Origin of the sequence: Klebsiella sp. G-Nf4 (genome assembly GCF_002810615.1) — a bacterium.
In the GTDB taxonomy this organism is placed as follows: Bacteria; Pseudomonadota; Gammaproteobacteria; order Enterobacterales; family Enterobacteriaceae; genus Klebsiella; species Klebsiella variicola.
The window spans coordinates 1-25,872 of record NZ_PION01000011.1 but is presented as its reverse complement, the minus strand read 5'-3'; the positions used below and the strand labels follow the sequence as shown (position 1 = coordinate 25,872).

Genomic DNA, 25,872 nt, shown 5'->3' with positions numbered 1-25,872 from the left:
TAACGATGGCGATGAAAAAGTTGCTCATAGCGTCGCTGCTGTTTAGCAGCGCGACTGTATACGGTGCTGAAGGGTTCGTGGTGAAGGACATTCATTTCGAAGGCTTGCAGCGTGTCGCTGTTGGTGCGGCCCTCCTCAGTATGCCAGTGCGTCCTGGCGATACGGTGACCGACGATGATATCAGTAACACTATTCGCGCGCTGTTTGCCACTGGCAACTTCGAGGACGTCCGCGTCCTGCGCGACGGTGATACCCTGCTGGTGCAGGTGAAAGAGCGTCCGACGATCGCCAGCATCACCTTCTCCGGCAACAAGTCGGTGAAAGATGACATGCTCAAGCAGAACCTTGAGGCTTCTGGTGTTCGGGTGGGCGAGTCGCTTGACCGCACGACCATCGCGGATATCGAGAAGGGTCTTGAGGATTTCTACTACAGCGTCGGTAAATACAGCGCCAGCGTCAAAGCGGTTGTGACGCCGCTGCCGCGTAACCGTGTCGATCTGAAGCTGGTCTTCCAGGAAGGCGTCTCCGCAAAAATTCAGCAGATCAATATCGTCGGCAACCATGCGTTTTCGACCGATGAACTGATCTCCCACTTCCAGCTGCGCGATGAGGTACCGTGGTGGAACGTGGTCGGCGACCGTAAATACCAGAAGCAGAAGCTGGCGGGCGACCTTGAAACCCTGCGCAGCTACTATCTGGATCGCGGTTATGCCCGTTTCAACATCGATTCTACTCAGGTTAGCCTGACGCCGGACAAGAAAGGGATCTACATTACCGTCAACATCACCGAAGGCGATCAGTACAAGCTTTCCGGGGTGCAGGTAACGGGCGATCTCGCGGGCCATTCGGCCGAAATCGAAGCGCTGACCAAAGTCGAGCCGGGCGAACTGTACAACGGCGCGAAAGTAACCAAGATGGAAAACGACATCAAGAAACTGTTGGGTCGTTATGGTTACGCCTACCCGCGCGTTCAGTCGCAGCCGGAAATCAACGACAGCGATAAGACCGTCAAACTGCACGTCAACGTCGATGCGGGTAACCGCTATTACGTGCGTAAAATTCGCTTCGAAGGCAACGACACCTCCAAAGATGCCGTACTGCGCCGCGAAATGCGCCAGATGGAAGGCGCATGGCTGGGGAGCGATCTCGTCGATCAGGGTAAAGACCGTCTCAACCGTTTAGGCTTCTTCGAAACGGTGGATACCGATACCCAGCGCGTGCCGGGCAGCCCGGACCAGGTCGACGTTGTCTACAAGGTGAAAGAGCGTAATACCGGTAGCTTCAACTTCGGCATCGGCTACGGTACCGAAAGCGGCGTCAGCTTCCAGGCGGGCGTCCAGCAGGATAACTGGTTAGGTACGGGTTATGCTGTCGGGATCAACGGCACCAAAAATGACTACCAGACCTATACCGAACTGTCGGTGACCAACCCGTACTTCACCGTAGACGGTGTGAGCCTCGGCGGTCGTATCTTCTATAATGACTTTGATGCGAACGATGCGGATCTGTCTGACTATACCAACAAAAGCTATGGTACAGACGTCACGCTGGGCTTCCCGGTCAACGAATACAATACGCTGCGCGCCGGTGTCGGTTATGTCCATAACTCCCTGTCCAATATGCAGCCGCAGGTGGCGATGTGGCGTTACCTGAACTCGATGGGCCAGTATCCGGACAACACCAACGACCGGAACTCGTTCAGTGCGAATGACTTCACCTTCAACTACGGTTGGACCTATAACAAGCTTGACCGCGGCTTCTTCCCAACGGAAGGTTCGCGCGTCAACCTGAACGGTAAGGTGACCATTCCGGGCTCAGACAACGAATACTACAAAGCGACGCTGGATACGGCGACCTACGTGCCGATCGACAACGATCACCAGTGGGTAGTGCTGGGGCGTACCCGCTTTGGCTATGGCGATGGTATCGGCGGCAAAGAGATGCCGTTCTATGAGAACTTCTATGCCGGTGGTTCCAGCACCGTGCGTGGTTTCCAGTCGAACACCATCGGTCCGAAGGCGGTATACTTCCCGTCGAGCAGCCGTCATGATGGCGATAGCGGTTATACCAATGACTGTAAGAGCACCGAATCCGCACCGTGTAAATCTGATGATGCGGTGGGCGGTAACGCGATGGCGGTGGCCAGCCTGGAGCTGATTACCCCGACACCGTTTATTAGTGACAAATATGCGAACTCGGTCCGTACTTCCTTCTTCTGGGATATGGGTACCGTATGGGATACTCACTGGGATTCGAACGCCTATGGCGGCTATCCGGATTACAGTGATCCGAGCAACATCCGTATGTCTGCGGGTATTGCCGTGCAGTGGATGTCGCCGTTGGGGCCGTTGGTCTTCTCCTACGCCCAACCGTTCAAAAAGTACGATGGAGACAAAGCCGAACAGTTCCAGTTTAACATTGGTAAAACCTGGTAATTGTAGGTGGCAACGGAATGCAAGTGCAGTATAGCGCTGACTGTAGGCGATAACGCGTTTATCGCCTCGCCACGCAAATAACGGTACCCCTGGGTACTCATGGGATGGTAAGGAGTTTATTGTGAAAAAGTGGTTATTAGCTGCAGGTCTGGGTTTGGCAATGGTTACTTCCGCTCAGGCGGCAGATAAAATTGCCCTGGTGAACATGAACAGCCTGTTCCAACAGGTTGCCCAGAAAACTGGCGTTTCCAACACGCTGGAAAACGAGTTCAAAGGCCGCGCTAGCGAACTGCAGCGTATGGAAGGCGACCTGCAGTCTAAAATGCAGCGTCTGCAGTCCATGAAGCCGGGCGCCGATCGTACCAAACTGGAAAAAGACGTGATGGCTCAGCGCCAGAGCTTCTCCCAGAAAGCGCAGGCATTTGAGCAAGATCGCGCACGTCGTTCTAACGAAGAGCGTGGCAAACTGGTTACCCGCATCCAGACTGCTGTACAGAGCGTAGCGAAAGATCAGAGCATCGATCTGGTGGTTGACGCAAATGCCGTTGCATACAACAGCGGCGATGTAAAAGACATCACCGCTGATGTGCTGAAACAGGTTAAATAAGTAATGCCTTCAATTCGACTGGCTGATCTCGCGCAGCAGTTGGATGCAGAATTACACGGTGATGGCGATATCGTCATCACCGGCGTTGCGTCCATGCAGAGCGCGAAAACGGGCCAAATCACTTTCATGGTCAACCCTAAGTACCGTGAACACCTGGCCGCTTGTCAGGCTTCTGCCGTTGTCATGACGCAGGATGATTTGCCTTTTGCCCATAGCGCCGCGCTGGTAGTGCGTAATCCCTACCTGACCTACGCGCGCATGGCTCAAATTCTTGATACCACGCCGCAGCCGGCACAGGATATCGCGCCGAGCGCGGTTATCGATCCGTCGGCGAAGCTGGGTAACAACGTGGCGATCGGTGCTAACGCCGTTATCGAATCCGGTGTTGTGCTGGGCGATAACGTGGTGATCGGCGCAGGCTGCTTCGTTGGGAAAAATACGAAAATTGGTGCCGGCTCGCGTTTGTGGGCCAATGTGACCATTTACCATGAGATTGAGATCGGCGAGAATTGCCTGATCCAGTCCAGCACGGTGATCGGCGCGGATGGCTTCGGCTACGCTAACGATCGTGGCAACTGGGTAAAGATCCCGCAGCTTGGTCGCGTTATTATTGGCGATCGCGTGGAGATCGGCGCCTGTACCACTATCGATCGCGGCGCGCTGGATGACACCCTTATCGGTAATGGCGTCATTATCGATAATCAGTGTCAGATTGCGCATAACGTGGTGATTGGCGACAATACCGCGGTTGCCGGCGGTGTTATCATGGCCGGAAGCCTGAAAATTGGCCGCTACTGCATGATTGGCGGCGCCAGCGTGATTAATGGCCATATGGAAATCTGCGATAAAGTCACCGTCACGGGGATGGGGATGGTTATGCGTCCTATTTCTGAACCTGGCGTATACTCCTCCGGTATTCCGCTGCAGCCGAACAAGGCGTGGCGTAAAACTGCGGCGCTGGTGATGAATATTGACGAGATGAGCAAGCGCCTGAAAGCGATTGAGCGCAAGGTTAATCAACAAGACTAATTCATCATTTGGTCACATGACATTTCCGGCCTGTTGCATTCGCTAAAAGATTGCCGCAGGCCGTGTTATTATTGCCTTTTAGTACATTTAGACAGGAAGAGTATTTTGACTACTGACACTCATACTCTGCACATTGAAGAGATTCTGGAACTTCTGCCTCACCGTTACCCGTTCCTGCTGGTAGACCGCGTGCTGGATTTTGAAGAAGGTCGTTTTCTGCGCGCAGTAAAAAATGTTTCTGTAAACGAGCCGTTTTTCCAGGGTCACTTCCCTGGTAAGCCGATTTTGCCGGGCGTGCTGATTCTGGAAGCGATGGCGCAGGCCACCGGGATTCTGGCATTTAAAAGCGTCGGGAAACTGGAGCCAGGCGAGCTGTACTATTTCGCGGGCATCGACGAAGCGCGCTTCAAACGTCCGGTAGTACCAGGCGATCAGATGATTATGGAAGTCACTTTCGAGAAAACCCGTCGTGGCCTGACCCGCTTTAAGGGCGTCGCGATGGTTGACGGTAAAGTGGTTTGCGAAGCGACGATGATGTGTGCGCGTAGCCGGGAGGCCTGATACGTGATTGATAAAACCGCTTTTGTTCATCCTACCGCCATTGTAGAAGAAGGCGCCGTCATTGGCGCTAACGTTCACATTGGTCCGTTTTGTATTGTTGGCGCTAACGTCGAAATTGGCGAAGGCACCGTACTGAAGTCTCATGTCGTCGTTAACGGCCACACCAAAATCGGCCGTGACAATGAGATCTATCAGTTCGCTTCCGTCGGCGAAGTTAACCAGGATCTGAAATATGCTGGCGAACCGACCCGGGTGGAAATTGGCGATCGCAACCGCATCCGCGAAAGCGTCACCATTCATCGCGGCACAGTACAGGGCGGTGGATTAACAAAGGTGGGCAACGATAACCTGCTGATGATCAACGCCCACGTGGCGCACGATTGTACGCTTGGCGATCGCTGCATTCTGGCCAATAACGCAACCTTGGCCGGTCACGTATCTCTGGATGATTTCGTCATCATCGGCGGCATGACTGCAGTACACCAGTTCTGCATCATCGGCGCACACGTCATGGTTGGCGGTTGCTCCGGCGTGGCGCAGGACGTTCCGCCGTTCGTGATTGCCCAGGGTAACCACGCCACCCCGTTTGGCGTGAACATCGAAGGGCTGAAACGCCGTGGCTTTAGCCGTGAGGCGATTACCGCGATTCGTAACGCGTATAAACTGCTGTACCGCAGCGGCAAAACGCTGGACGAAGCCAAACCGGAAATCGCCGAACTGGCGACTCAGTATCCTGAAGTTCAGCCGTTTGTCGATTTCTTTGCCCGTTCCACTCGCGGCTTGATTCGTTAATGGCTGAATCGCCTCCCCTGACGATTGCCCTGGTCGCCGGAGAAACCTCCGGCGATATTCTTGGTGCAGGCCTCATCCGGGCTCTCAAAGCGCGCATCCCTGATGCACGCTTTGTCGGCGTGGCGGGGCCGCTGATGCAGGCGGAAGGGTGCGAAGCCTGGTACGAAATGGAAGAGCTGGCGGTGATGGGCATTGTTGAAGTGCTAGGTCGCTTACGCCGCTTACTGCATATTCGCGCCGATTTAACCCGCCGTTTTGGCGAGCTGCGCCCCGATGTCTTTGTCGGCATCGACGCCCCTGACTTCAATATTACCCTCGAAGGGAATTTGAAAAAGCAGGGCATCAAAACGATTCACTACGTCAGCCCGTCGGTCTGGGCCTGGCGACAAAAACGCGTTTTCAAAATCGGCAGATCGACCGATCTGGTGCTGGCATTTCTGCCTTTCGAAAAAGCGTTTTATGACAAATTTAACGTCCCTTGCCGCTTTATCGGCCATACCATGGCGGATGCGATGCCGCTGGATCCCGACAAGAACGCTGCGCGTGACCGGTTAGGGATCCCGCACAATGTGCGCTGTCTGGCGCTGCTGCCCGGCAGCCGCGGCGCGGAAGTTGAAATGCTCAGCGCGGACTTTCTGAAAACCGCACAGTTGTTACGCGTCACCTATCCCGATCTGCAGGTGGTGGTGCCGCTGGTCAATGCCAAACGACGGGAGCAGTTTGAGCGAATCAAAGCTGAGACGGCGCCGGATATGATCGTGCATATGCTGGATGGTCAGGCGCGCGATGCGATGATCGCCAGCGACGCCGCGCTGCTGGCCTCCGGGACGGCGGCGCTGGAGTGCATGCTGGCGAAGTGCCCGATGGTGGTTGGCTACCGCATGAAGCCGTTCACCTTCTGGCTGGCAAAGCGTCTGGTGAAAACCGACTACGTCTCCTTGCCGAATCTGCTGGCCGGGCGCGAGCTGGTCAAAGAGCTGCTGCAGGATGAATGCGAGCCGCAGGCGCTGGCTGCCGCCCTGAAGCCGCTGCTGGCCGATGGCAAAACCAGCCACGAGATGCATGAGACGTTCCGCGCGCTGCATCAGCAGATCCGCTGCAACGCCGATGAGCAGGCCGCGGACGCCGTACTGGAGTTAGCAAAACAATGATGGAGTTCGTCTATCCGCATACCCATCTGGTTGCCGGCGTTGATGAAGTTGGTCGCGGGCCACTGGTTGGCGCGGTAGTGACCGCGGCGGTGATCCTCGATCCGGCGAAGCCGATTGTGGGTCTGAATGATTCCAAAAAACTCAGCGAGAAGCGTCGTCTGGCGCTGTGCGATGAGATTAAAGAGAAAGCGCTGTGCTGGAGCCTGGGGCGCGCCGAGCCGCACGAAATCGACGAGCTGAATATTCTGCATGCCACTATGCTGGCGATGCAGCGCGCCGTCGCCGGCCTGAGCATTGTTCCTGAGTTTGTCCTGATCGATGGCAACCGCTGTCCGTCGCTGCCGATGCCCTCCCTGGCGGTGGTGAAAGGCGACAGCCGGGTGGCAGAAATCAGCGCAGCGTCTATTCTGGCAAAAGTCACTCGTGACGCCGAAATGGCCACGCTGGATCTCGCATTTCCCCACTACGGTTTTGCCCAGCACAAAGGCTATCCCACCGCTGTTCACCTGCAGAAGCTGCAGGAACACGGCGCAACAGAGCATCACCGGCGCAGTTTTGGCCCGGTGAAGCGTGCCCTGGGCCTGGCGTCCAACTAAGTCACCGGGATCTAAAGATGGCTGAACCACGTTTCGTACACCTGCGGGTGCACAGCGACTATTCCATGATCGATGGGCTGGCAAAGACCGGGCCGCTGGTGAAAAAGGCGGCCTCGCTTGGCATGCCTGCGTTGGCGATCACCGATTTCACCAACCTGTGTGGGCTGGTGAAGTTCTACGGGACGGGACACGGCGCGGGCATTAAGCCGATTGTCGGCGCCGACTTTCACGTGCAGTGCGACCTGCTCGGCGACGAGTTTACCGAGCTGACTGTACTGGCGGCGAATAATGCGGGTTATCAGAATCTGACACTGCTCATTTCCCGCGCCTACCAGCGCGGCTACGGCGCGCTGGGGCCGTGGATTGACCGCGACTGGCTGGTAGAACATCAGGAAGGGTTGATTCTGCTCTCCGGCGGCCGTAAAGGCGACGTTGGTGTTAGCCTGATCCGCGGCAATATGCCTTTAGTGGAACAGTGTGTCGCGTTCTATGAAGAGCATTTCCCGGACCGTTATTTTCTTGAGCTGATCCGCACCGGTCGTCAGGATGAAGAGTCCTATCTCCACGCCGCGGTGGCGCTGGCGGAAGCGCGTGGCCTGCCGGTGGTGGCGACCAACGATGTCCGCTTCCTCGACACCAGCGATTTCGACGCCCATGAAATCCGCGTCGCGATCCACGACGGCTTCACGCTCGACGACCCGAAACGCCCGCGCAACTACTCGCCGCAGCAATATATGCGCAGTGAGGAGGAGATGTGCGAGCTGTTCGCCGATATCCCGGAAGCGCTGGAAAACAGCGTTGAGATCGCCAAACGCTGCAACGTCACCGTGCGGCTTGGTGAATATTTCCTGCCGCAGTTTCCGACGGGCGATATGACCACCGAAGATTTCCTGGTCATGAAATCGAAAGAGGGTCTGGAAGAGCGTCTGGAATTCCTCTTCCCGGATCCTGCCGTACGTGCTGAAAAGCGCCCGGCGTATGACGAGCGTCTGGATATTGAACTCCAGGTCATCAACCAGATGGGGTTCCCGGGCTACTTCCTGATCGTCATGGAGTTTATCCAGTGGTCGAAGGATAACGGCGTACCGGTTGGCCCGGGCCGTGGTTCCGGCGCCGGTTCACTGGTGGCCTACGCGCTGAAAATCACCGATCTTGATCCGCTGGAATTTGATCTGCTGTTCGAACGTTTCCTTAACCCGGAGCGTGTCTCGATGCCCGACTTCGACGTCGATTTCTGCATGGAGAAACGCGACCAGGTTATTGAGCATGTGGCGGACATGTATGGCCGCGATGCGGTATCGCAGATCATCACCTTCGGTACCATGGCGGCGAAAGCGGTTATCCGCGACGTGGGCCGTGTGCTGGGTCACCCGTACGGCTTTGTCGACCGTATCTCCAAGCTGGTGCCGCCCGATCCGGGCATGACGCTGGCGAAAGCGTTTGAAGCCGAACCGCAGCTGCCGGAAATCTACGAGGCGGACGAAGAAGTTAAAGCGCTGATCGACATGGCGCGTAAGCTGGAAGGGGTGACGCGAAACGCCGGTAAACACGCCGGTGGGGTGGTTATCGCTCCCACTAAAATCACCGACTTTGCGCCGCTGTATTGCGATGAGCAGGGGCTGCATCCGGTTACCCAGTTTGACAAGAACGACGTCGAATACGCCGGGCTGGTAAAATTCGACTTCCTCGGTCTGCGTACGCTCACTATCATTAACTGGGCGCTGGAGATGATCAACAAGCGGCGGGCGAAGAACGGCGAAGGGCCGTTGGATATTGCCGCTATCCCGCTGGATGACAAGAAAAGCTTCGACATGCTGCAGCGCTCGGAAACCACCGCGGTCTTCCAGCTTGAATCACGCGGCATGAAAGATCTGATTAAGCGTCTGCAGCCTGACTGCTTCGAAGATATGATCGCGCTGGTGGCTCTGTTCCGTCCGGGCCCGCTGCAGTCGGGAATGGTAGATAACTTTATCGACCGTAAGCACGGCCGCGAAGAGATTTCCTACCCGGACGTACAGTGGCAGCATGAGAGCCTGAAACCGGTGCTGGAGCCGACCTACGGCATTATCCTGTATCAGGAACAGGTCATGCAGATTGCCCAGGTGCTTTCCGGTTATACCCTCGGCGGCGCAGATATGCTGCGCCGTGCGATGGGTAAGAAAAAACCGGAGGAGATGGCCAAGCAGCGTGGCACCTTCGAAGAAGGGGCGAGGAAAAACGGTGTTGATGGTGAACTGGCGATAAAAATCTTCGACCTGGTGGAGAAATTCGCCGGTTACGGGTTTAACAAATCGCACTCCGCTGCCTACGCGCTGGTCTCTTACCAGACGCTATGGCTTAAGGCGCACTATCCGGCTGAGTTTATGGCGGCGGTAATGACCGCCGATATGGACAACACTGAGAAGGTGGTTGGTCTGGTGGATGAGTGCTGGCGTATGGGGCTGAAAATTTTGCCCCCGGATATTAACTCCGGCCTGTACCATTTCCACGTCAATGATGACGGTGAGATCGTCTACGGCATCGGCGCCATCAAAGGCGTTGGCGAAGGGCCGATCGAAGCGATCATTGAGGCGCGCAACAATGGCGGTTATTTCCGCGAGCTGTTCGACCTCTGCGCGCGGACCGATATTAAAAAGCTCAACCGTCGGGTGCTGGAAAAACTGATTATGTCCGGGGCGTTCGATCGTCTCGGTCCGCATCGCGCAGCGCTGATGAATTCGCTGGGCGATGCGTTAAAAGCCGCCGACCAGCACGCGAAAGCGGAGGCCATTGGCCAGGCCGATATGTTCGGCGTGCTGGCGGAAGAGCCTGAGCAAATTGAACAGTCCTACGCCAGCTGCCAGCCGTGGCCTGAGCAGGTGGTGCTGGATGGTGAAAGGGAAACCCTGGGGCTGTATCTGACCGGTCACCCGATTAACCAGTACCTGAAAGAGATCGAGCGCTACGTCGGTGGCGTGCGGCTCAAAGACATGCATCCGACCGATCGTGGTAAAGTGACCACGGCGGCGGGGCTGGTGATTGCGGCGCGGGTAATGGTCACCAAGCGCGGCAATCGTATCGGCATCTGTACGCTGGATGACCGTTCCGGGCGTCTGGAGGTGATGTTGTTCACCGACGCGCTGGATAAATATCAGCAGTTGCTGGAAAAAGACCGCATACTTATCGTCAGCGGACAGGTCAGCTTTGATGACTTTAGCGGGGGGCTTAAAATGACCGCCCGCGAAGTCATGGACATTGACGAAGCCCGGGAAAAATATGCTCGCGGGCTTGCTATCTCGCTGACGGACAGGCAAATTGATGACCAGCTTTTAAACCGACTCCGTCAGTCTCTGGAACCCCACCGTTCGGGAACCATTCCAGTGCACCTCTACTATCAGAGGGCGGATGCACGCGCGCGGTTGCGTTTCGGCGCAACATGGCGCGTCTCTCCGAGCGATCGTTTACTTAACGATCTGCGTGGCCTTATCGGCTCGGAGCAGGTGGAACTGGAGTTTGACTAATACAGGAATACTATGAGTCTGAATTTCCTAGATTTTGAACAGCCGATTGCAGAGCTGGAAGCGAAAATCGATTCCCTGACTGCGGTAAGCCGTCAGGATGAGAAACTGGATATTAACATCGACGAAGAAGTGCATCGTCTGCGCGAGAAAAGCGTAGAGCTGACGCGCAAAATCTTCGCCGATCTTGGTGCATGGCAGGTAGCCCAGCTGGCGCGCCATCCACGTCGTCCCTATACCCTGGATTATGTCCGCCTGGCGTTCGACGAGTTTGACGAACTGGCCGGTGACCGCGCCTACGCTGACGATAAAGCGATTGTCGGCGGTATTGCGCGTCTTGATGGTCGTCCGGTGATGATCATCGGCCACCAGAAAGGTCGCGAAACCAAAGAGAAGATCCGTCGCAACTTTGGTATGCCGGCCCCGGAAGGCTATCGCAAAGCGCTGCGCCTGATGGAGATGGCTGAGCGGTTTAAAATGCCGATCATCACCTTCATCGACACCCCTGGCGCCTATCCGGGTGTTGGTGCGGAAGAGCGCGGCCAGTCTGAAGCGATTGCCCGCAACCTGCGTGAAATGTCGCGTCTTAGCGTGCCGGTTATCTGCACCGTGATCGGTGAAGGCGGCTCCGGCGGCGCGCTGGCGATTGGCGTGGGCGACAAGGTTAACATGCTGCAGTACAGCACCTATTCGGTCATTTCGCCGGAAGGCTGCGCGTCCATTCTGTGGAAAAGCGCGGATAAAGCACCGCTGGCCGCGGAAGCGATGGGTATTGTCGCGCCGCGTCTGAAAGAGCTGAAGCTGATTGACTCTATCGTTCCGGAACCGCTGGGCGGCGCGCACCGCAACCCGGAAGTGATGGCAGCGAGCCTGAAAGCGCAGCTGCTGGCAGACCTGGCCGATCTCGATCTGCTCAGCGAAGAAGAGCTGCTGAACCGCCGCTATCAGCGCCTGATGAGCTACGGTTACGCCTAAGTTTTTCGCGAGCGCAAAACACTAAGGGCCGGATTTTCCGGCCCTTTTTTTATGTGCGATGCGCCGAGGGGATTGCTATGATGCTTGACTTAGGTGAATACCAGGAGGAAAGCGTGAATATCATCGCCATCATGGGGCCTCACGGCGTCTATCACAAAGACGAACCGATCAAAGAACTGGAAGCGGCGCTGCAACGCCAGGGCTTTCAGACCATCTGGCCGCAAAACAGCGCCGACCTGCTGCAGTTTATTGAGCACAACCCGCGCATCTGTGGGGTGATTTTCGACTGGGATGAATACAGTGTCGATCTGTGCAGCGACATTAATCAGCTCAATGAATATCTGCCTCTGTACGCCTTTATTAACGCCCACTCGACGATGGACGTCAGTAGTCAGGATCTGCGCATGACGCTGTGGTTCTTCGAATATGCGCTGGGACTCTCCGAAGAGATCGCCACCCGCATCGGGCAGTACACGCGCGAGTACCTGGACAATATCACCCCGCCGTTTACCCGCGCCCTGTTCAACTATGTGCAGGAGGGGAAGTATACCTTTTGTACACCGGGCCATATGGGCGGTAGCGCCTATCAGAAAAGCCCGGTGGGCTGCCTGTTCTATGATTTCTTTGGCGGGAATACGTTAAAGGCGGATGTTTCGATTTCGGTAACCGAGCTGGGGTCGCTGCTGGATCATACCGGCCCGCATCTGGAGGCGGAGGAGTATATTGCCCGCGCCTTTGGCGCTGAACAGAGCTACATGGTGACCAACGGCACCTCGACGTCCAACAAAATTGTCGGTATGTACTCGGCGCCCGCCGGCAGCACGCTGCTGATTGACCGTAACTGTCACAAATCACTGGCCCATCTGCTGATGATGAGCGATGTGGTTCCCCTGTGGCTGAAGCCGACCCGCAACGCGCTGGGGATTCTCGGCGGTATCCCCCGGCGCGAATTTACCCGCGACAGCATTCACCAGAAAGTGCGCGACACGGGTGGGGCGCAGTGGCCCGTGCATGCGGTGATCACTAACTCCACCTACGATGGCCTGCTCTATAACACCACCTGGCTTAAGGAGACGCTCGACGTCCCGTCGATCCATTTCGATTCCGCCTGGGTGCCGTATACCCATTTCCATCCGATATATCAGGGGAAAAGCGGCATGAGCGGTGAGCGGATCCCCGGGAAAGTCATCTTCGAGACGCAGTCCACGCATAAGATGCTGGCCGCGCTGTCGCAGGCCTCGCTGATCCACATTAAGGGCAACTATGATGAAGAGACCTTTAATGAAGCCTTTATGATGCATACCTCTACGTCGCCGAGCTATCCCATCGTCGCGTCGATTGAGACCGCAGCGGCGATGCTGCGCGGTAACTCCGGTAAGCGTCTGATCCAGCGCTCCATTGAGCGAGCGCTGGACTTCCGCAAAGAGGTGCAGCGACTGCGCGAGGAGTCGGACGGCTGGTTCTTTGATATCTGGCAGCCGGAAGCGGTGGATAAAGCCGAGTGCTGGCCGGTGGCGCCTGGCGAAGACTGGCACGGTTTCAAAGATGCCGATGCGGATCATATGTATCTCGATCCGGTGAAGGTCACCATTCTGACGCCGGGCATGGACGAGCAGGGGAATATGGATGAAGAGGGGATCCCGGCGGCGCTGGTGGCGAAGTTCCTCGACGAGCGGGGCGTGGTGGTGGAAAAAACGGGCCCCTATAACCTGCTGTTCCTGTTCAGCATCGGTATTGATAAAACCCGGGCGATGGGGCTGCTGCGCGGTCTGACAGAGTTCAAACGCGCCTACGATCTCAATCTGCGGGTGAAAAATATGTTGCCGGATCTGTACGCGGAAGATCCCGACTTCTACCGCAACATGCGGATCCAGGACCTGGCGCAGGGGATCCACCGCTTGATCCGTCAGCACCAGCTGCCGCAGCTGATGCTCAGCGCCTTTGACGTCCTGCCGGAAATGAAAATGACGCCGCATCACGCCTGGCAGCGCCAGATCAAGGGTGAGGTGGAAACGATTGAACTGGAGAACCTGGTGGGCCGGATTTCGGCCAACATGATCCTCCCTTATCCACCGGGCGTACCGCTGCTGATGCCGGGAGAGATGATCACGGAGGAGAGCCGGGCAGTGCTCGATTTCCTGCTGATGCTCTGCTCCATCGGCCGTCATTACCCGGGTTTTGAGACTGATATTCACGGTGCGAAGCGCGATGAGGACGGCGTGTATCGGGTACGAGTCTTAAAAAATGACGAAAGGCTTGCGCGTTAACGGCGCGCACGAGTAACGTGGCTGGCTTAACAGAAGGAGTTTGACCATGCTGGGTTTGAAACGGGTTCACCATATTGCCATCATTGCGACGGACTACGCCCGCAGTAAAGCGTTCTATTGCGATATTCTGGGGTTTACGCTGCAAAGTGAGTTTTATCGCGCCGAGCGCGACTCCTGGAAGGGCGATCTGGCGCTCAATGGCGAGTACGTGATTGAGCTGTTCTCGTTCCCGTTTCCGCCGGCCCGACCCAGTCGCCCCGAAGCCTGTGGGTTGCGTCATCTGGCCTTTAGCGTGGATGATATCGACGCTGCGGTGGCGCATCTGACGGCCCATGGCGTCGAGTGTGAAGCAATTCGCGTCGATCCCTTTACCGGTAAACGCTTTACCTTCTTTAGCGATCCGGACGACCTGCCGCTGGAAATATATCAGCAGTAAACCTTGCCAGCGCGACCCTGGCCCGGTAACGTGCCGGGCCATCACTTCTCGGTATGTTCGTGGATATGACGGCTGATATTGCGCATACGCTTCATCCCCATCGCCAGCTGCTGGTGGCCTTCAGCGGTGGTCTGGATTCGACGGTTCTCCTGCACCAGCTGGTGCTGCTGCGGGAGCAGGATCCCTCGCTGACGCTGCGGGCAGTGCATGTTCACCATGGCCTGAGCGCCCATGCAGACGACTGGGTGGCGCATTGTCGGCAGATCTGCCAGCAGTGGCAGGTACCGCTGGTGGTGCATCACGTGACGTTAGCCCGGGGTGGTCTGGGCGTGGAGGCCCATGCCCGCGCGGCGCGCTATCAGGCTTTTCAGGATACGCTCAACGCCGGCGAGGTGTTAGTGACCGCCCAGCACCAGGATGACCAGTGCGAAACGCTGCTGCTGGCGTTAAAACGCGGCAGCGGTCCTACCGGTCTGTCGGCGATGGCGGCATCCTCTGCCTTTGCCGGCAGCCGACTACTGCGTCCTCTCCTCAATGAAACCCGCGAATCGCTACGCCAGTGGGCACTCGCCCATCAGCTCTCGTGGATTGAAGATGAGAGCAATCAGGACGATACCTATGACCGCAACTTTCTGCGCCTGCGGGTGATCCCGGTCCTGCGCGAGCGCTGGCCGCACTTTAGCGAGGCCGTCGCCCGCAGCGCCAGCCTGTGCGCCGAGCAGGAACAACTGCTGGACGAAATGCTGGCGGCGGAGCTGGCGTCGCTGGTGGCCGAAGATGGCTCGCTGGCTATCACGCCGCTGACGTCGATGAGCCCACCCCGTCGCGCGGCGCTGCTGCGTCGCTGGCTCGCCGGGCATCAGGCGCCGATGCCGGCCCGCGAGGTGCCTGAGCGCCTCTGGCATGAGGTGGCGCTGGCGCGGGAAGATGCCAGCCCTTGTCTGCGGCTGGGGGAATTTACCGTTCGTCGTTTTCAACAGCGTTTGTACTGGGTGAAGTATCTTCCCGGCCAGACGGAAAGTGTCCAGCACTGGCCCAACTGGCGCCAGCCGCTGCGGCTGGCAGACGGTCTCGGCGAGCTGATGCTGCAGCCCGGCGGGACGTTGCGCCCGCCGTCTGCGGATGAGCCGGTCACTATCCGCTTTCGCGCCAGCGGCCGCCTGCATATCGTCGGGCGCCACGGCGGACGTAAGCTGAAGAAGATCTGGCAGGAGCTGGGCGTTGCTCCGTGGCGACGAGACACCACGCCGCTGCTGTTTTACGGCGAAACGCTGATTGCCGCAGCGGACGATCTGTTTGTGGCCAAAGAAGGTGCCGTCATGGAAGGGGAAGGGGAAGGGGTCAGGCTGGCATGGAGGAAAACGGGCGGTTAAGCCCGTTTTGATTCAGGATTCGCTCACCACCACGGTGCCGATTTCCGGGTGACTGAAGCTGGCGATTTTATCCAGGCGTAGCTCGCGGACGTTGCCGGCGAGTTCGACCACCAGATACTCGATATTTTTACGCGAGATTAGATCGCTGGCCTTCGCCTGCAGCTGTTCACCATCCTTCAGCGCCAGCGTCAGCACCAGGTGATGCTGGCAAGCCAGTTCCAGGTTGTCGTAATCGTCGCAGTTAATGGGTTGATAAGTATCATTCATTGACATAATCGCTCACCAGTAAGTTTGCTGCCGCATAAGCGGCCTTTTCCCTGACTGACTCCGAAAGGGCCTCATCCGCCGCAATCTCATTCAATACTTTCAACACGCAACCCAGCGCATCCGGGATATACCCTAAGTCTCCGCTGGCTATTTCCGCATACCGCTTGCGTATTAACTCACAATAGTGGTCCACATGCCCTCCTGTCAGCGTTCTGACTCAACCGTGGGATGCAAGTTTAAGCCTACGAAGATAAACTCTGTTTAGCAAGGGAACTATATCATAGTCATTTAAGCAATTTCAGCAGGATGAAACAGGTTGCTGCGATTGACGACAGCCTTTTGCCGCCAGTTTCGCTACAATGTACGCCATTCTTTTCAGGAGTTTATTCATGGCGCTGAAAGCGACGATATATAAAGCCGCGGTAAATGTAGCCGATCTGGATCGCAACCAGTTTCTGGATGCTAACCTGACGCTGGCGCAGCACCCCTCGGAAACCCAGGAGCGCATGATGTTGCGCCTGCTGGCGTGGATCAAATATGCCGATGAGCGGCTACAGTTTACCCGGGGGTTATCCTCGGATGATGAACCGGAGCTGTGGCAGCTAAACGACCATTTGGGCATCGATCTGTGGATTGAGCTGGGGCTGCCGGACGAGAAACGTCTCAAGAAAGCCTGCTCCCGGGCGCAGGCGGTGGCGCTGTTTGCCTATAATAGCCGGGCCGCTGAAATCTGGTGGCAGCAGAATCAGAACAAGCTTGCGGCGTACCCGAAGCTGACCATCTGGTATCTTGATGATGCGCAACTGGCGCAGCTTAGCGCCTTTGCCGATCGCACCATGACGCTGCAGGCCACTCTGCAGGACGGCGCTATCTGGTTATCCGACGCTCGGAATAATCTGGAAATTCATTTAACGGCCTGGCAAGCATCAGCATGATTACCATTAGCCGCAGCGTGACCATTGCCGATGATGAAGTCACGCTGGAAGGCATTCGTGCCCAGGGGGCCGGGGGCCAGCATGTGAATAAAGCGTCGACGGCGATCCATCTGCGCTTCGATATCAAAGCCTCGAGCTTGCCAGAGCATGACAAGGAGCGCCTGCTCGCCGCCAGCCACCACTTAATTTCTGCTGACGGTGTGGTTATCATTAAGGCTCAGGAATATCGCAGCCAGGAGATGAACCGCGAAGCGGCGATCTCGCGGCTGGTGGCCCTCATAAAAGAATTAACCGCAGTGCAAAAAAGTCGCCGGGAGACGCGACCGACTCGGGCATCCAAAGAGCGACGCCTTGCTTCCAAGGCACAAAAGTCCTCAGTTAAAGCGCTGCGTGGGAAAGTTCGCCAGTGAAGGCGATGGTGAACGGGTGGAATGGATGATAAGGAAAGCAAAGTGAAAAAAATCGTATTCTCCGTGATAGCGGCCTGTTCGCTGTTCGCGCTGTTTGGTTGTAACCATCGCGCCGAGACTGACACCGTACAGCCAGCGGCGATGGAAGAGCTCAAACCGATGCAGCAAAGCTGGCGTGGGGTGCTGCCTTGCGCGGATTGTGAAGGTATTGAAACCTCGCTGTTCCTGGAAAAAGACGGTACCTGGGTGATGAACGAGCACTACCAGGGCGCCCGTCGTGAACCGTCATCTTTTGCCTCTTATGGCACCTGGGCTCGCACAGCGGATAAACTGGTGCTGACCGACAGCAAAGGTGAGAAATCATATTTTCGCGCGAAGGGCGACAAGCTGGAGATGCTTGACCGCAGCGGGAGCCCCGTTCAGTCTCCTCTCAATTATACCCTGGAGCCGGTGAAGGCCAGCCTGCCGACCACCCCGATGGCGATGCGCGGCATGTATTTCTATATGGCCGATGCGGCAACCTTTACCGATTGCGCGACCGGTAAACGCGTCGCGGTGGCGAACAATGCCCAGCTTGAGCGGGATTATGCCGCTGCCCGCGGCAATGATTCACGACCGGTGCTGCTGGTGGTGGAGGGGCACTTTACCCTCGAGGCGAACCCGGATACCGGCGAAATGATGAAGACGCTGATGACAGATAAAGACGGCAAATTTATCCCAGGAAAAGACTGCAGCCACTGATTGTCAGGCCCCTGCCCGGGACCGGGCAGGGGATGATCCCCCCAGCTACCACCAGCTTGCTCCTGCGATTCGCCCTGTCACATCAACAGTGAGCGTGGGTCTGGCTGGCGGAAAAGCGCAAATCGTTTTTTCACTTCACATCTGTCTTCGGTTTATTCAGCCCCACCAGCTTCCCGGCCTGAAGATAAACGCCTGGTTTCAGATGCCCGACATACTGCAACTGCGTTTCGGGTTTAAACGTGGCGACGTCTCCTTCCCGCATGTGCAGCAAATCAGAAGGACTGATCCACGCCGCCTGCGCCAGGGTCAGTGGATGCCCGGCTCTGACGAAGGCCTCGCTGACAAACTCCGAGCAAAACCACGCTTTCTTGTCGGCGCTTGCCGCATCGCCCAGTTGCGCTTTGGCCAGGCCGCTCACGCACTGCTGACGAAAGTTACGCGAGAAAGGGTTGAGCGAGCAGAGCGGTTTGGTGACCATATAAGGGATAAACTGAATAATGCCGCGATAGTTATACCCGCTGTCTTTGACCTGCCAGGCAAAATTTTTCATCGCCGTTGCCTGGTCCGGCGTCAGGTCGGGCACCCTGAGGGCAAAGAGTTTATCGCTGTGCGCCAGCGCCTGCTGAACAGAAATCACCTGTACGCCAGCGCCGGTGGCTTCCGCGATCTGACCCTCGCCAAGATACAGTGCGACGTGGCTAACGGAAGAGGCGCTGAAGGCGCGGATCCCAAGCGAAGTGATACCCAGGCTGGACGAGAAGAGCAGGTCGCCGGAACGGAGATCGCTTTCGTCAATTTCGTGGAGCCCGCTGCCGGCAATCGAGCTTTGACGCTGGAGGGTGACAGCCCATGGCGGGGAGCGGCCCTCGGTAGCGGATGCGGAAGCGGCGCTGCGGCCGACGTCTACGGTGCAGGCGGTAAGCAGTAGCAGGGCGGAAGTAAGCAGTCCGCTGCTCAGGATAGGTGCAGTCATGGGTACTGTCCTTGTAAAAAAAAGGCCCTGACATCCGTTCAGGGCCCTGAGGTGGTTGCTTAGCCTTTTATCGCTTTAACCAGATATTCCACGATATCACCGGTTTTAATCAGCTGCTTCTCACCGTTGCGACGATACTTGTATTCAATATCATCGTTATCGAGGTTCCGATCGCCCAGCACGATAGTGTGCGGGATACCGATCAGCTCCATATCAGCGAACATCACGCCAGGACGCTCTTTACGGTCGTCCATCAGCACATCGATGCCATGCGCACGCAACTCGGCGTACAGCTTCTCGGCCAGCTCCTGCACGCGATAGGACTTGTGCATATTCATCGGCAGAATCGCCACCTGGAACGGCGCGATGGCGTCTGGCCAGATAATCCCGCGATCGTCGAAGTTCTGCTCGATAGCAGCGGCCACCACGCGGGTCACCCCAATACCGTAGCAGCCCATGGTCAGGATCTGGTTACGGCCATCTTCGCCCTGTACGGCGGCATTCATCGCCTGAGAGTACTTAGTACCCAACTGGAAGATGTGACCCACTTCGATACCGCGCTTGATAAGCAGGGTACCTTTGCCGTCCGGGCTCGGATCGCCAGCGACGACGTTACGAATATCGGCGACTTCCGGCGTGGCAACGTCGCGATCCCAGTTGATGCCGAAGTAGTGTTTGCCATCGATGTTGGCGCCAGCGGCGAAATCGCTCATCACCGCAACGGTACGGTCGATAACCACCGGGATCGGCAGGTTCACCGGACCCAGGGAGCCCGGACCGGCTTTCACCAGAGCGCGGATCTCCTCTTCGGTGGCGAAGGTCAGCGGGCTGGCGACCTGCGGCAGTTTTTCCGCTTTCACTTCGTTCAGCTCGTGATCGCCGCGCACCAGCAGGGCAACCAGCGGGAAGGCGCTACCTTCAACCGCTTTCACCAGCAGGGTCTTCACGGTTTTTTCGATCGGCAGGTTGAACTGCTCAACCAGTTCGGCGATGGTTTTGGCGTTCGGCGTATCAACCAGGGTCATCTCCTGGGTGGCGGCTGCGCGCGGCGCTTTTGGCGCAACGGCTTCGGCAAACTCGATGTTTGCCGCGTAGTCGGAGCTGTCGGAGAAGATCACATCGTCTTCGCCGCTCTGCGCCAGCACCTGGAATTCATGAGAGGCGCTGCCGCCGATAGAACCGGTATCAGCCTGTACCGCACGGAAATCCAGCCCCATACGACTGAAGATTTTGCTGTAAGCGGTATACATCGCGTCGTAGGTTTCCTGCAGCGATTCCTGAGAGGTATGGAAAGAGTAAGCATCTTTCATCAGGAATTCACGGGAGCGCATCACGCCGAAACGCGGGCGCACTTCGTCGCGGAACTTGGTCTGAATCTGATAGAAGTTCAGCGGCAGCTGCTTATAAGAATTCAGCTCGTTGCGAATCAGATCGGTAATGACCTCTTCGTGGGTTGGACCGAGGACGAACGGGCGATCGCCACGATCGGCAATGCGCAGTAGTTCCGGGCCGTACTGCTCCCAGCGACCGCTCTCCTGCCACAGTTCAGAGGGCTGAACGACCGGCATTAACACCTCGATCGCACCGGCGTTGTTCATTTCTTCACGCACGATGTTTTCGACTTTTTTCAGGACGCGCACGCCGGTCGGCAGCCAGGTGTATAACCCGGAGGCCAGCTTGCGGATCATCCCGGCGCGCAGCATCAGCTGGTGGCTGATGACCTCGGCGTCGGCAGGTGTCTCCTTCAGAGTGGAGAGCAGATATTGGCTAGTACGCATGTTGTAACGGTTCCAGTTAAACGAGCGGAACAGGCTGGTTGCCCAGCCTGAAACAAAAAAAGTGGTTTAGTTTACCAGTGTGGCAAAGATGCCAAAAGAGAGGAAAATAAAATTAGCGCGCTTCGAGGGCAAAGACTTCAAAACCAGAGGCGATCACCCGCCAGCGGACGTTGAAATCCAGCAACCAGACGGCATAATTTTTTCCTGCTTCTTCCTCTTTACGGTAGGCTGGGCGCGGATCCTGTGCCAATACTTCGCGAATAAACGCTTTGATATGCGGGTAGCGTTTTTCCAGGGTCAGTAACTGCGCTTCTGTTTCCGGTGTAAAACTGACGTTCATACCCGCCAGCGGCGCCTGTTGCGCATAGCTGGCGCTGGCATCCGGCAGGGCTTCGGCGAAAGGAAGATACGGTTTGATATCAACCACCGGCGTCCCGTCGACGAGATCGAGGCTACCGAGTTCCAGGATCACCTGATCCTTCTGACAACGAATGCCTTTCAGCTCAACCAGCGACATGCCGATGGGGTTAGGGCGAAACGTCGAACGGGTGGCAAAGACGCCCATCCGTGCATTGCCTCCCAGTCGGGGAGGGCGCACCGTCGGACGCCAGCCGCCTTCCATGGTCTGATGAAACACAAACAGGACCCACAGATGGCTGAAGTTTTCCAGGCCACGCACGGCGTCGGCCTGATTGTAGGGCGCGACCAGATGCAGTTCTCCGCCGCCGTGCTTAACCAGCCCAGGCTGGCGAGGAACGGCAAATTTCTCTTTATACGGCGAGCGGATAACGCCTATCTGCGCAAACTGGAATGCACTCATTGTGCCGAAACGTTAAGCGCCGAGCCCAGACAAACCGCCTGACGGTAGCAGCCTGGCGTGCCGCTGGTCACTTCGCAGCGGTGAAGCAGGACGGCATTGGCTTTCATGCGTGCCGCATTCACCTGCAGACGCTTGCGGGCGGTTGGGATGTTCGGTGGGGAATCCTGATTTGAGGCCTGGCATGACTCACCAGTCACTTCACCCAGATCGCGGAACGGTTTTCCCACCAGCTCTGACGCATCGGTATAAATACGTACCGGCGCCGGACGGGTTACGCGTGGTTTGCTCGGCTCAGATTTAACCGGGGGGGTTGCAGTGCTTTGAACAGGTTCAACAGGGGATCTGCTTAGCATGGAACAACCGCTTAACATGAGTGCTAACAAACAGACCGGTAAAGCACGCATAGTATTTCCTCAATGAATAAAAAACAGGGCGTTATTGAATCAGGTGCTTGCATAAATGACAAGACGGGCGTGAAGCCCGTCCTGAATGATATTACGGTGAGAAAAGATTACCAGCCTTTCACTGCGCCGCCGTTAAAGATCTTGTTCGCCGCTTCGTAAACTTCATCGCTCTGGTAAGCCTGAACGAATTTCTTCACATTCTCAGCATCTTTATTGTCTTCGCGCGCCACAATCAGGTTCACGTAAGGAGACTCTTTGCCTTCAACAAAGATACCGTCTTTCGCCGGGGTCAGGCCAATCTGGCTGGCGTAAGTGGTGTTGATGACGGCCAGCGCAATCTGTGCATCGTCCAGAGAACGCGGCAGCTGCGGCGCTTCCAGCTCAACAATCTTCAGGTTTTTCGGGTTCTCTACCACATCCAGAGAGGTTGGCAGCAGGCCTACACCTTCTTTCAGTTTAATCAGACCCACTTGCTGCAGCAGCAGCAGGGAACGGCCGAGGTTGGTCGGATCGTTAGGGACGGCGATCTGCGAGCCCGGCTGCAGTTCGTCCAGCGATTTGATTTTCTTCGAGTAACCCGCGATCGGATAGACGAAGGTGTTGCCAACGGAGACCAGCTTATAGCCACGGTCTTTAATCTGCTGATCGAGATACGGTTTATGCTGGAAGGCGTTCACGTCGATATCGCCTTTGCTCAGCGCTTCGTTTGGCAGCACATAATCGTTAAAGGTGACCAGCTCAACGTCGAGGCCATACTTCTCTTTTGCCACTTTCTGCGCAACTTCAGCGACCTGCTGTTCCGCCCCGACGATAACGCCGACTTTAATATGATTCGGATCTTTTTCATCCTGACCGCAACCCACCAGCGCCAGAGAACCGATTAACGCGCCAACTGCCGCAAAGGTTTTGAAATTAAAGGCCATGTTATTTCCTTCCTGTAAGAATGAGTGTTGTCTGCCAATAACGTTATTTATGAGTCACAGCCCGGACGATACGATCGCCAGAGAATTGAATTAGATAAACCAGAATAACCAGTAATACCAGTACGGTATTCATCACGGTGGCGTTGTAGCCGATATAACCGTACTGATAACCAATCTGCCCCAGACCACCGGCGCCCACCGCACCGCCCATGGCGGAATAGCCCACGAGAGTAATGAGGGTGATGGTGGCGGCGTTGACCAGACCCGGCAGCGCCTCAGGCAGCAGGACCTTGCGGACAATCTGCAGCGGTGTGGCGCCCATCGCGCGGGAAGCTTCGATAAGCCCGGTCGGGATCTCCAGTAGGGCGTTCTCCACCATGCGGGCGATAAACGGCGCGGCGCCGACTGTTAACGGCACGATCGCCGCCTGCAGGCCGATCGAGGTGCCGACGATTATGCGAGTAAACGGGATCATCCAGACCAGCAGGATAATGAACGGGATGGAACGGAAAATATTCACCACCGCCGACAAGGTACGATAGAGTTTGGCATTGGCGGCAATTTGCCCAGGGCGCGTGACATACAGCAGCACGCCCACCGGCAGACCAAGGACAAAGCCGAAGAAGCCGGAGACAAAGGTCATTGCCAGCGTTTCCCACACGCCGCGCAACAGCAGCCACATCATTGGCTCAGACATATCCCAATACCTCTACTTTTACATGGTGTTCCTGCAGCCAGGCGATGGCCGCCTGAGTGTCTTCCTGTGTACCGTGCATTTCGGTCAGCATTATGCCGAACTTCACGCCACCGGCGTAATCCATCTGCGCACTAATAATGTTGTTATTCACATTGAAGCGACGCGCGGTTTCAGAGAGCAGCGGCGCATCGACGGAGTGGCCGGTAAATTCCATGCGCAGCATCGGTACACTGTCCGCTGCGGCGGTAGGTTTCAGGCGTGCCTGGTAGTCATCCGGAATATCCAGGTGCAGAGTCGACTGAATGAACTGCTGGGCCAGCGGCGTCTTCGGATGGGAGAAGACTTCACTTACCGTGTCCTGCTCAATAAGCTGGCCGTTGCTAATCACCGCCACGCAGTCGCAGATGCGTTTCACCACATCCATTTCGTGGGTGATTAGCAGAATGGTCAGTCCCAGACGACGGTTAATGTCTTTCAGCAGTTCGAGAATGGAACGAGTGGTGGCCGGGTCGAGAGCGCTGGTGGCTTCATCGCACAGCAATACCTTCGGGTTGCTGGCCAGCGCGCGGGCAATGGCGACGCGCTGTTTCTGGCCACCAGAGAGATTAGCCGGGTAGCTGTCGTGCTTATCACCCAGGCCGACGAGATCCAGCAACTCGGTGACACGGCGTTTGATTTCAGCCTGCGGGGTGTTATCCAGTTCCAGGGGCAACGCCACGTTGCCGAAAACGGTCCGGGAAGCCAGCAGGTTAAAATGCTGGAAAATCATGCCAATCTGACGGCGCGCGCGGGTTAGCTCTTTTTCCGACAGAGCAGTCAATTCCTGACCGTCAACTTGTACGCTGCCCTCGGTCGGGCGCTCCAGCAGGTTGACGCAGCGAATCAGCGTACTTTTACCGGCGCCGGAGGCTCCGATGACGCCATAAATTTGTCCGGCAGGGACATGCAGGCTGACGTCATTCAGCGCCTGAATGCTGCGATTCCCCTGCTGGAACACTTTGGTGATATTGGAAAGTTTAATCATCAGTTATTTATTATCGTTTAGCCGTTTGCCGTGGCATTTTCTTCTGCCGTATCCAGGCGATGCCTGTCAATGAAATGGATGTTAAGGCATCCAGACGTCTAAATCAATCTGACTCTTTATAATGAGCACTTTCTTGCATGCCGAAACATGCGATACTAACGGCATTAGCCTTTTTCAGGAGCAAACCGGTGGCAAAGTCAGTACCCGCAATTTTTCTCGACCGTGACGGCACGATTAATATCGATCATGGTTACGTCCACGAAATCGACAATTTTGAATTTATCGATGGCGTCATTGACGCGATGCGCGAACTAAAAGAGATGGGCTACGCGCTGGTGCTGGTCACTAACCAGTCCGGTATTGCTCGCGGCAAATTTACCGAAGCTCAGTTTGAAACGCTGACCGAATGGATGGACTGGTCTCTGGCGGACCGTGGTGTCGACCTGGATGGTATCTACTATTGCCCGCATCATCCGCAGGGTACGGTGGAGGAGTACCGCCAGACCTGTGATTGCCGTAAACCACATCCGGGGATGCTGATCTCTGCACGTGATTTTCTGCATATCGATATGGCCGCTTCCTATATGGTAGGGGACAAACTGGAAGATATGCAGGCCGCCGCCGCAGCGGATGTCGGTACTAAAGTGCTGGTGCGTACCGGTAAGCCCCTTACTGAAGAAGCGGAAAAAGCGGCTGACTGGGTGCTAAATAGCCTGGCAGAGCTGCCTGCGGCGATTAAAAAGCAGCAAAAATAAGCGTTGCGTTTAAAAGATGAGCGGTTGAAATAAAATTGTATTTTTCCGCTTGTCATTCCCGGAGAGCTCCCTATAATGCGCCTCCATCGACACGGCGGATGTGAATCACTTCACACAAACAGCCGGTTCGGTTGAAGAGAAAAATCCTGAAATTCAGGGTTGACTCTGAAAGAGGAAAGCGTAATATACGCCACCTCGCGACAGAGCGCTAAAGCGCGTCGCAACTGCTCTTTAACAATTTATCAGACAATCTGTGTGGGCACTCAAAGTGACATGGATTCTTAATGTCTTCGGACAATAAATGAATACCAAGTCTCTGAGTGAACATACGTAATTCATTACGAAGTTTAATTCACGAGCATCAAACTTAAATTGAAGAGTTTGATCATGGCTCAGATTGAACGCTGGCGGCAGGCCTAACACATG

25 protein-coding genes are annotated in these 25,872 nt (G+C 56.3%); 16 read left to right on the top strand and 9 right to left on the bottom strand.

Translation table 11 applies throughout. From position 1 onward, the window contains the following. The first annotated feature begins 5 nt into the window (after nt 1-5). From bamA to tilS, 12 genes are all read left to right on the top strand, one after another. Nucleotides 6-2,435 (top strand): outer membrane protein assembly factor BamA, encoded by a 2,430-nt coding sequence (bamA, locus tag CWM57_RS20785; RefSeq protein ID WP_061155700.1) that lies wholly within the window; start codon nt 6-8, stop codon nt 2,433-2,435. A gap of 121 nt (nt 2,436-2,556) precedes the next feature. Further along, nucleotides 2,557-3,042, top strand: a complete 486-nt coding sequence (gene skp / locus CWM57_RS20780) for a molecular chaperone Skp (protein ID WP_061155699.1) — start codon at nt 2,557-2,559, stop codon at nt 3,040-3,042. A 3-nt stretch (nt 3,043-3,045) separates the two neighbouring features. After that, nucleotides 3,046-4,071 (top strand): UDP-3-O-(3-hydroxymyristoyl)glucosamine N-acyltransferase, encoded by a 1,026-nt coding sequence (gene lpxD / locus CWM57_RS20775; RefSeq protein WP_008807350.1) that lies wholly within the window; start codon nt 3,046-3,048, stop codon nt 4,069-4,071. Nucleotides 4,072-4,176: 105 nt separating this feature from the next. Then, nucleotides 4,177-4,632, top strand: a complete 456-nt coding sequence (gene fabZ, locus CWM57_RS20770; protein WP_061155698.1) for a 3-hydroxyacyl-ACP dehydratase FabZ — start codon at nt 4,177-4,179, stop codon at nt 4,630-4,632. Nucleotides 4,633-4,635: 3 nt separating this feature from the next. Beyond that, nucleotides 4,636-5,424 (top strand): acyl-ACP--UDP-N-acetylglucosamine O-acyltransferase, encoded by a 789-nt coding sequence (gene lpxA / locus CWM57_RS20765; protein ID WP_100631602.1) that lies wholly within the window; start codon nt 4,636-4,638, stop codon nt 5,422-5,424. Beyond that, on the top strand, nt 5,424-6,575 hold the full coding sequence (gene lpxB, locus CWM57_RS20760; RefSeq protein ID WP_100631601.1) for a lipid-A-disaccharide synthase: 1,152 nt from the start codon (nt 5,424-5,426) through the stop codon (nt 6,573-6,575). The genes lpxA and lpxB overlap by 1 nt, the downstream gene beginning before the upstream one ends. After that, nucleotides 6,572-7,171: a ribonuclease HII gene (gene rnhB, locus CWM57_RS20755; RefSeq protein ID WP_012542806.1), complete on the top strand. Its 600-nt coding sequence runs from the start codon at nt 6,572-6,574 to the stop codon at nt 7,169-7,171. The genes lpxB and rnhB overlap by 4 nt, the downstream gene beginning before the upstream one ends. A gap of 17 nt (nt 7,172-7,188) precedes the next feature. Further along, nucleotides 7,189-10,671 (top strand): DNA polymerase III subunit alpha, encoded by a 3,483-nt coding sequence (gene dnaE / locus CWM57_RS20750; RefSeq protein WP_061155695.1) that lies wholly within the window; start codon nt 7,189-7,191, stop codon nt 10,669-10,671. 12 nt (nt 10,672-10,683) lie between these two features. Further along, entirely contained in the window at nt 10,684-11,643 is a 960-nt protein-coding gene (gene accA / locus CWM57_RS20745; RefSeq protein WP_061155694.1) for an acetyl-CoA carboxylase carboxyl transferase subunit alpha, read from the top strand. A gap of 113 nt (nt 11,644-11,756) precedes the next feature. Next, nucleotides 11,757-13,910 carry a lysine decarboxylase LdcC gene (locus CWM57_RS20740; protein ID WP_061156413.1) on the top strand — a complete coding sequence of 718 codons (2,154 nt, stop codon included), beginning with the start codon at nt 11,757-11,759 and terminating at the stop codon, nt 13,908-13,910. Between the two features lie 46 nt (nt 13,911-13,956). Next, the gene (locus CWM57_RS20735) at nt 13,957-14,346 is read left to right on the top strand and encodes a VOC family protein (RefSeq protein WP_002889387.1); all 390 of its coding nucleotides are present in this window, start codon (nt 13,957-13,959) and stop codon (nt 14,344-14,346) included. A gap of 53 nt (nt 14,347-14,399) precedes the next feature. Then, nucleotides 14,400-15,719 (top strand): tRNA lysidine(34) synthetase TilS, encoded by a 1,320-nt coding sequence (gene tilS / locus CWM57_RS20730; RefSeq protein WP_165784236.1) that lies wholly within the window; start codon nt 14,400-14,402, stop codon nt 15,717-15,719. A 12-nt stretch (nt 15,720-15,731) separates the two neighbouring features. On the opposite strand, the gene rof is transcribed toward tilS, so the two are convergent. Together rof and CWM57_RS20720 are read right to left on the bottom strand one after the other, a co-directional pair. Next, complete coding sequence (gene rof, locus CWM57_RS20725; RefSeq protein ID WP_002889424.1) at nt 15,732-15,992, bottom strand: Rho-binding antiterminator; 261 nt, start codon at nt 15,990-15,992, stop codon at nt 15,732-15,734. After that, on the bottom strand, nt 15,979-16,179 hold the full coding sequence (locus tag CWM57_RS20720) for a YaeP family protein (protein ID WP_002889429.1): 201 nt from the start codon (nt 16,177-16,179) through the stop codon (nt 15,979-15,981). The genes rof and CWM57_RS20720 overlap by 14 nt, the downstream gene beginning before the upstream one ends. A gap of 196 nt (nt 16,180-16,375) precedes the next feature. Between CWM57_RS20720 and CWM57_RS20715 the strand changes: the two genes are divergently transcribed. The 3 genes from CWM57_RS20715 to nlpE are packed head-to-tail and all read left to right on the top strand — an operon-like array spanning nt 16,376 to nt 18,072. Beyond that, the gene (locus CWM57_RS20715) at nt 16,376-16,921 is read left to right on the top strand and encodes a YaeQ family protein (RefSeq protein WP_074386827.1); all 546 of its coding nucleotides are present in this window, start codon (nt 16,376-16,378) and stop codon (nt 16,919-16,921) included. Further along, entirely contained in the window at nt 16,918-17,331 is a 414-nt protein-coding gene (gene arfB, locus CWM57_RS20710; RefSeq protein ID WP_074386826.1) for an alternative ribosome rescue aminoacyl-tRNA hydrolase ArfB, read from the top strand. The genes CWM57_RS20715 and arfB overlap by 4 nt, the downstream gene beginning before the upstream one ends. A gap of 42 nt (nt 17,332-17,373) precedes the next feature. Further along, the gene (gene nlpE / locus CWM57_RS20705) at nt 17,374-18,072 is read left to right on the top strand and encodes an envelope stress response activation lipoprotein NlpE (protein WP_100631637.1); all 699 of its coding nucleotides are present in this window, start codon (nt 17,374-17,376) and stop codon (nt 18,070-18,072) included. Nucleotides 18,073-18,202: 130 nt separating this feature from the next. On the opposite strand, the gene CWM57_RS20700 is transcribed toward nlpE, so the two are convergent. The 7 genes from CWM57_RS20700 to metN form a co-directional block, all read right to left on the bottom strand. Continuing rightward, a complete protein-coding gene (locus CWM57_RS20700) occupies nt 18,203-19,045 on the bottom strand; it encodes a YaeF family permuted papain-like enzyme (RefSeq protein ID WP_074386825.1) in 843 nt (280 codons plus the stop codon). 59 nt (nt 19,046-19,104) lie between these two features. Further along, complete coding sequence (gene proS, locus CWM57_RS20695) at nt 19,105-20,823, bottom strand: proline--tRNA ligase (protein WP_074386824.1); 1,719 nt, start codon at nt 20,821-20,823, stop codon at nt 19,105-19,107. Between the two features lie 112 nt (nt 20,824-20,935). After that, on the bottom strand, nt 20,936-21,643 hold the full coding sequence (tsaA, locus tag CWM57_RS20690) for a tRNA (N6-threonylcarbamoyladenosine(37)-N6)-methyltransferase TrmO (protein WP_100631599.1): 708 nt from the start codon (nt 21,641-21,643) through the stop codon (nt 20,936-20,938). After that, the gene (gene rcsF / locus CWM57_RS20685; RefSeq protein WP_061155686.1) at nt 21,640-22,047 is read right to left on the bottom strand and encodes an Rcs stress response system protein RcsF; all 408 of its coding nucleotides are present in this window, start codon (nt 22,045-22,047) and stop codon (nt 21,640-21,642) included. Before rcsF ends, tsaA begins: the two co-directional genes overlap by 4 nt. Nucleotides 22,048-22,154: 107 nt before the next feature. Beyond that, on the bottom strand, nt 22,155-22,970 hold the full coding sequence (gene metQ / locus CWM57_RS20680; protein ID WP_074386822.1) for a methionine ABC transporter substrate-binding lipoprotein MetQ: 816 nt from the start codon (nt 22,968-22,970) through the stop codon (nt 22,155-22,157). A 43-nt stretch (nt 22,971-23,013) separates the two neighbouring features. Beyond that, nucleotides 23,014-23,667 carry a methionine ABC transporter permease MetI gene (locus tag CWM57_RS20675; protein ID WP_061155684.1) on the bottom strand — a complete coding sequence of 218 codons (654 nt, stop codon included), beginning with the start codon at nt 23,665-23,667 and terminating at the stop codon, nt 23,014-23,016. Continuing rightward, nucleotides 23,660-24,691, bottom strand: a complete 1,032-nt coding sequence (metN, locus tag CWM57_RS20670; protein ID WP_061155683.1) for a methionine ABC transporter ATP-binding protein MetN — start codon at nt 24,689-24,691, stop codon at nt 23,660-23,662. The genes CWM57_RS20675 and metN overlap by 8 nt, the downstream gene beginning before the upstream one ends. A 188-nt stretch (nt 24,692-24,879) precedes the next feature. On the opposite strand from metN, the gene gmhB reads away from it, so the two are divergent. Next, on the top strand, nt 24,880-25,446 hold the full coding sequence (gmhB, locus tag CWM57_RS20665) for a D-glycero-beta-D-manno-heptose 1,7-bisphosphate 7-phosphatase (RefSeq protein WP_100631598.1): 567 nt from the start codon (nt 24,880-24,882) through the stop codon (nt 25,444-25,446). Nucleotides 25,447-25,872: the final 426 nt, after the last annotated feature.

What these genes read in the sequence shown, in the direction of transcription:
- bamA (WP_061155700.1), top strand. Translation starts at nt 6, where the DNA reads ATGGCGATGAAAAAGTTGCTCATAGCGTCGCTGCTGTTTAGCAGCGCG.
- lpxD (WP_008807350.1), top strand. Translation starts at nt 3,046, where the DNA reads ATGCCTTCAATTCGACTGGCTGATCTCGCGCAGCAGTTGGATGCAGAA.
- lpxB (WP_100631601.1), top strand. Translation starts at nt 5,424, where the DNA reads ATGGCTGAATCGCCTCCCCTGACGATTGCCCTGGTCGCCGGAGAAACC.
- rnhB (WP_012542806.1), top strand. Translation starts at nt 6,572, where the DNA reads ATGATGGAGTTCGTCTATCCGCATACCCATCTGGTTGCCGGCGTTGAT.
- dnaE (WP_061155695.1), top strand. Translation starts at nt 7,189, where the DNA reads ATGGCTGAACCACGTTTCGTACACCTGCGGGTGCACAGCGACTATTCC.
- accA (WP_061155694.1), top strand. Translation starts at nt 10,684, where the DNA reads ATGAGTCTGAATTTCCTAGATTTTGAACAGCCGATTGCAGAGCTGGAA.
- CWM57_RS20735 (WP_002889387.1), top strand. Translation starts at nt 13,957, where the DNA reads ATGCTGGGTTTGAAACGGGTTCACCATATTGCCATCATTGCGACGGAC.
- tilS (WP_165784236.1), top strand. Translation starts at nt 14,400, where the DNA reads ATGTTCGTGGATATGACGGCTGATATTGCGCATACGCTTCATCCCCAT.
- rof (WP_002889424.1), bottom strand. Translation starts at nt 15,992, where the DNA reads ATGTCAATGAATGATACTTATCAACCCATTAACTGCGACGATTACGAC.
- CWM57_RS20715 (WP_074386827.1), top strand. Translation starts at nt 16,376, where the DNA reads ATGGCGCTGAAAGCGACGATATATAAAGCCGCGGTAAATGTAGCCGAT.
- arfB (WP_074386826.1), top strand. Translation starts at nt 16,918, where the DNA reads ATGATTACCATTAGCCGCAGCGTGACCATTGCCGATGATGAAGTCACG.
- CWM57_RS20700 (WP_074386825.1), bottom strand. Translation starts at nt 19,045, where the DNA reads ATGACTGCACCTATCCTGAGCAGCGGACTGCTTACTTCCGCCCTGCTA.
- proS (WP_074386824.1), bottom strand. Translation starts at nt 20,823, where the DNA reads ATGCGTACTAGCCAATATCTGCTCTCCACTCTGAAGGAGACACCTGCC.
- tsaA (WP_100631599.1), bottom strand. Translation starts at nt 21,643, where the DNA reads ATGAGTGCATTCCAGTTTGCGCAGATAGGCGTTATCCGCTCGCCGTAT.
- rcsF (WP_061155686.1), bottom strand. Translation starts at nt 22,047, where the DNA reads ATGCGTGCTTTACCGGTCTGTTTGTTAGCACTCATGTTAAGCGGTTGT.
- metQ (WP_074386822.1), bottom strand. Translation starts at nt 22,970, where the DNA reads ATGGCCTTTAATTTCAAAACCTTTGCGGCAGTTGGCGCGTTAATCGGT.
- CWM57_RS20675 (WP_061155684.1), bottom strand. Translation starts at nt 23,667, where the DNA reads ATGTCTGAGCCAATGATGTGGCTGCTGTTGCGCGGCGTGTGGGAAACG.
- metN (WP_061155683.1), bottom strand. Translation starts at nt 24,691, where the DNA reads ATGATTAAACTTTCCAATATCACCAAAGTGTTCCAGCAGGGGAATCGC.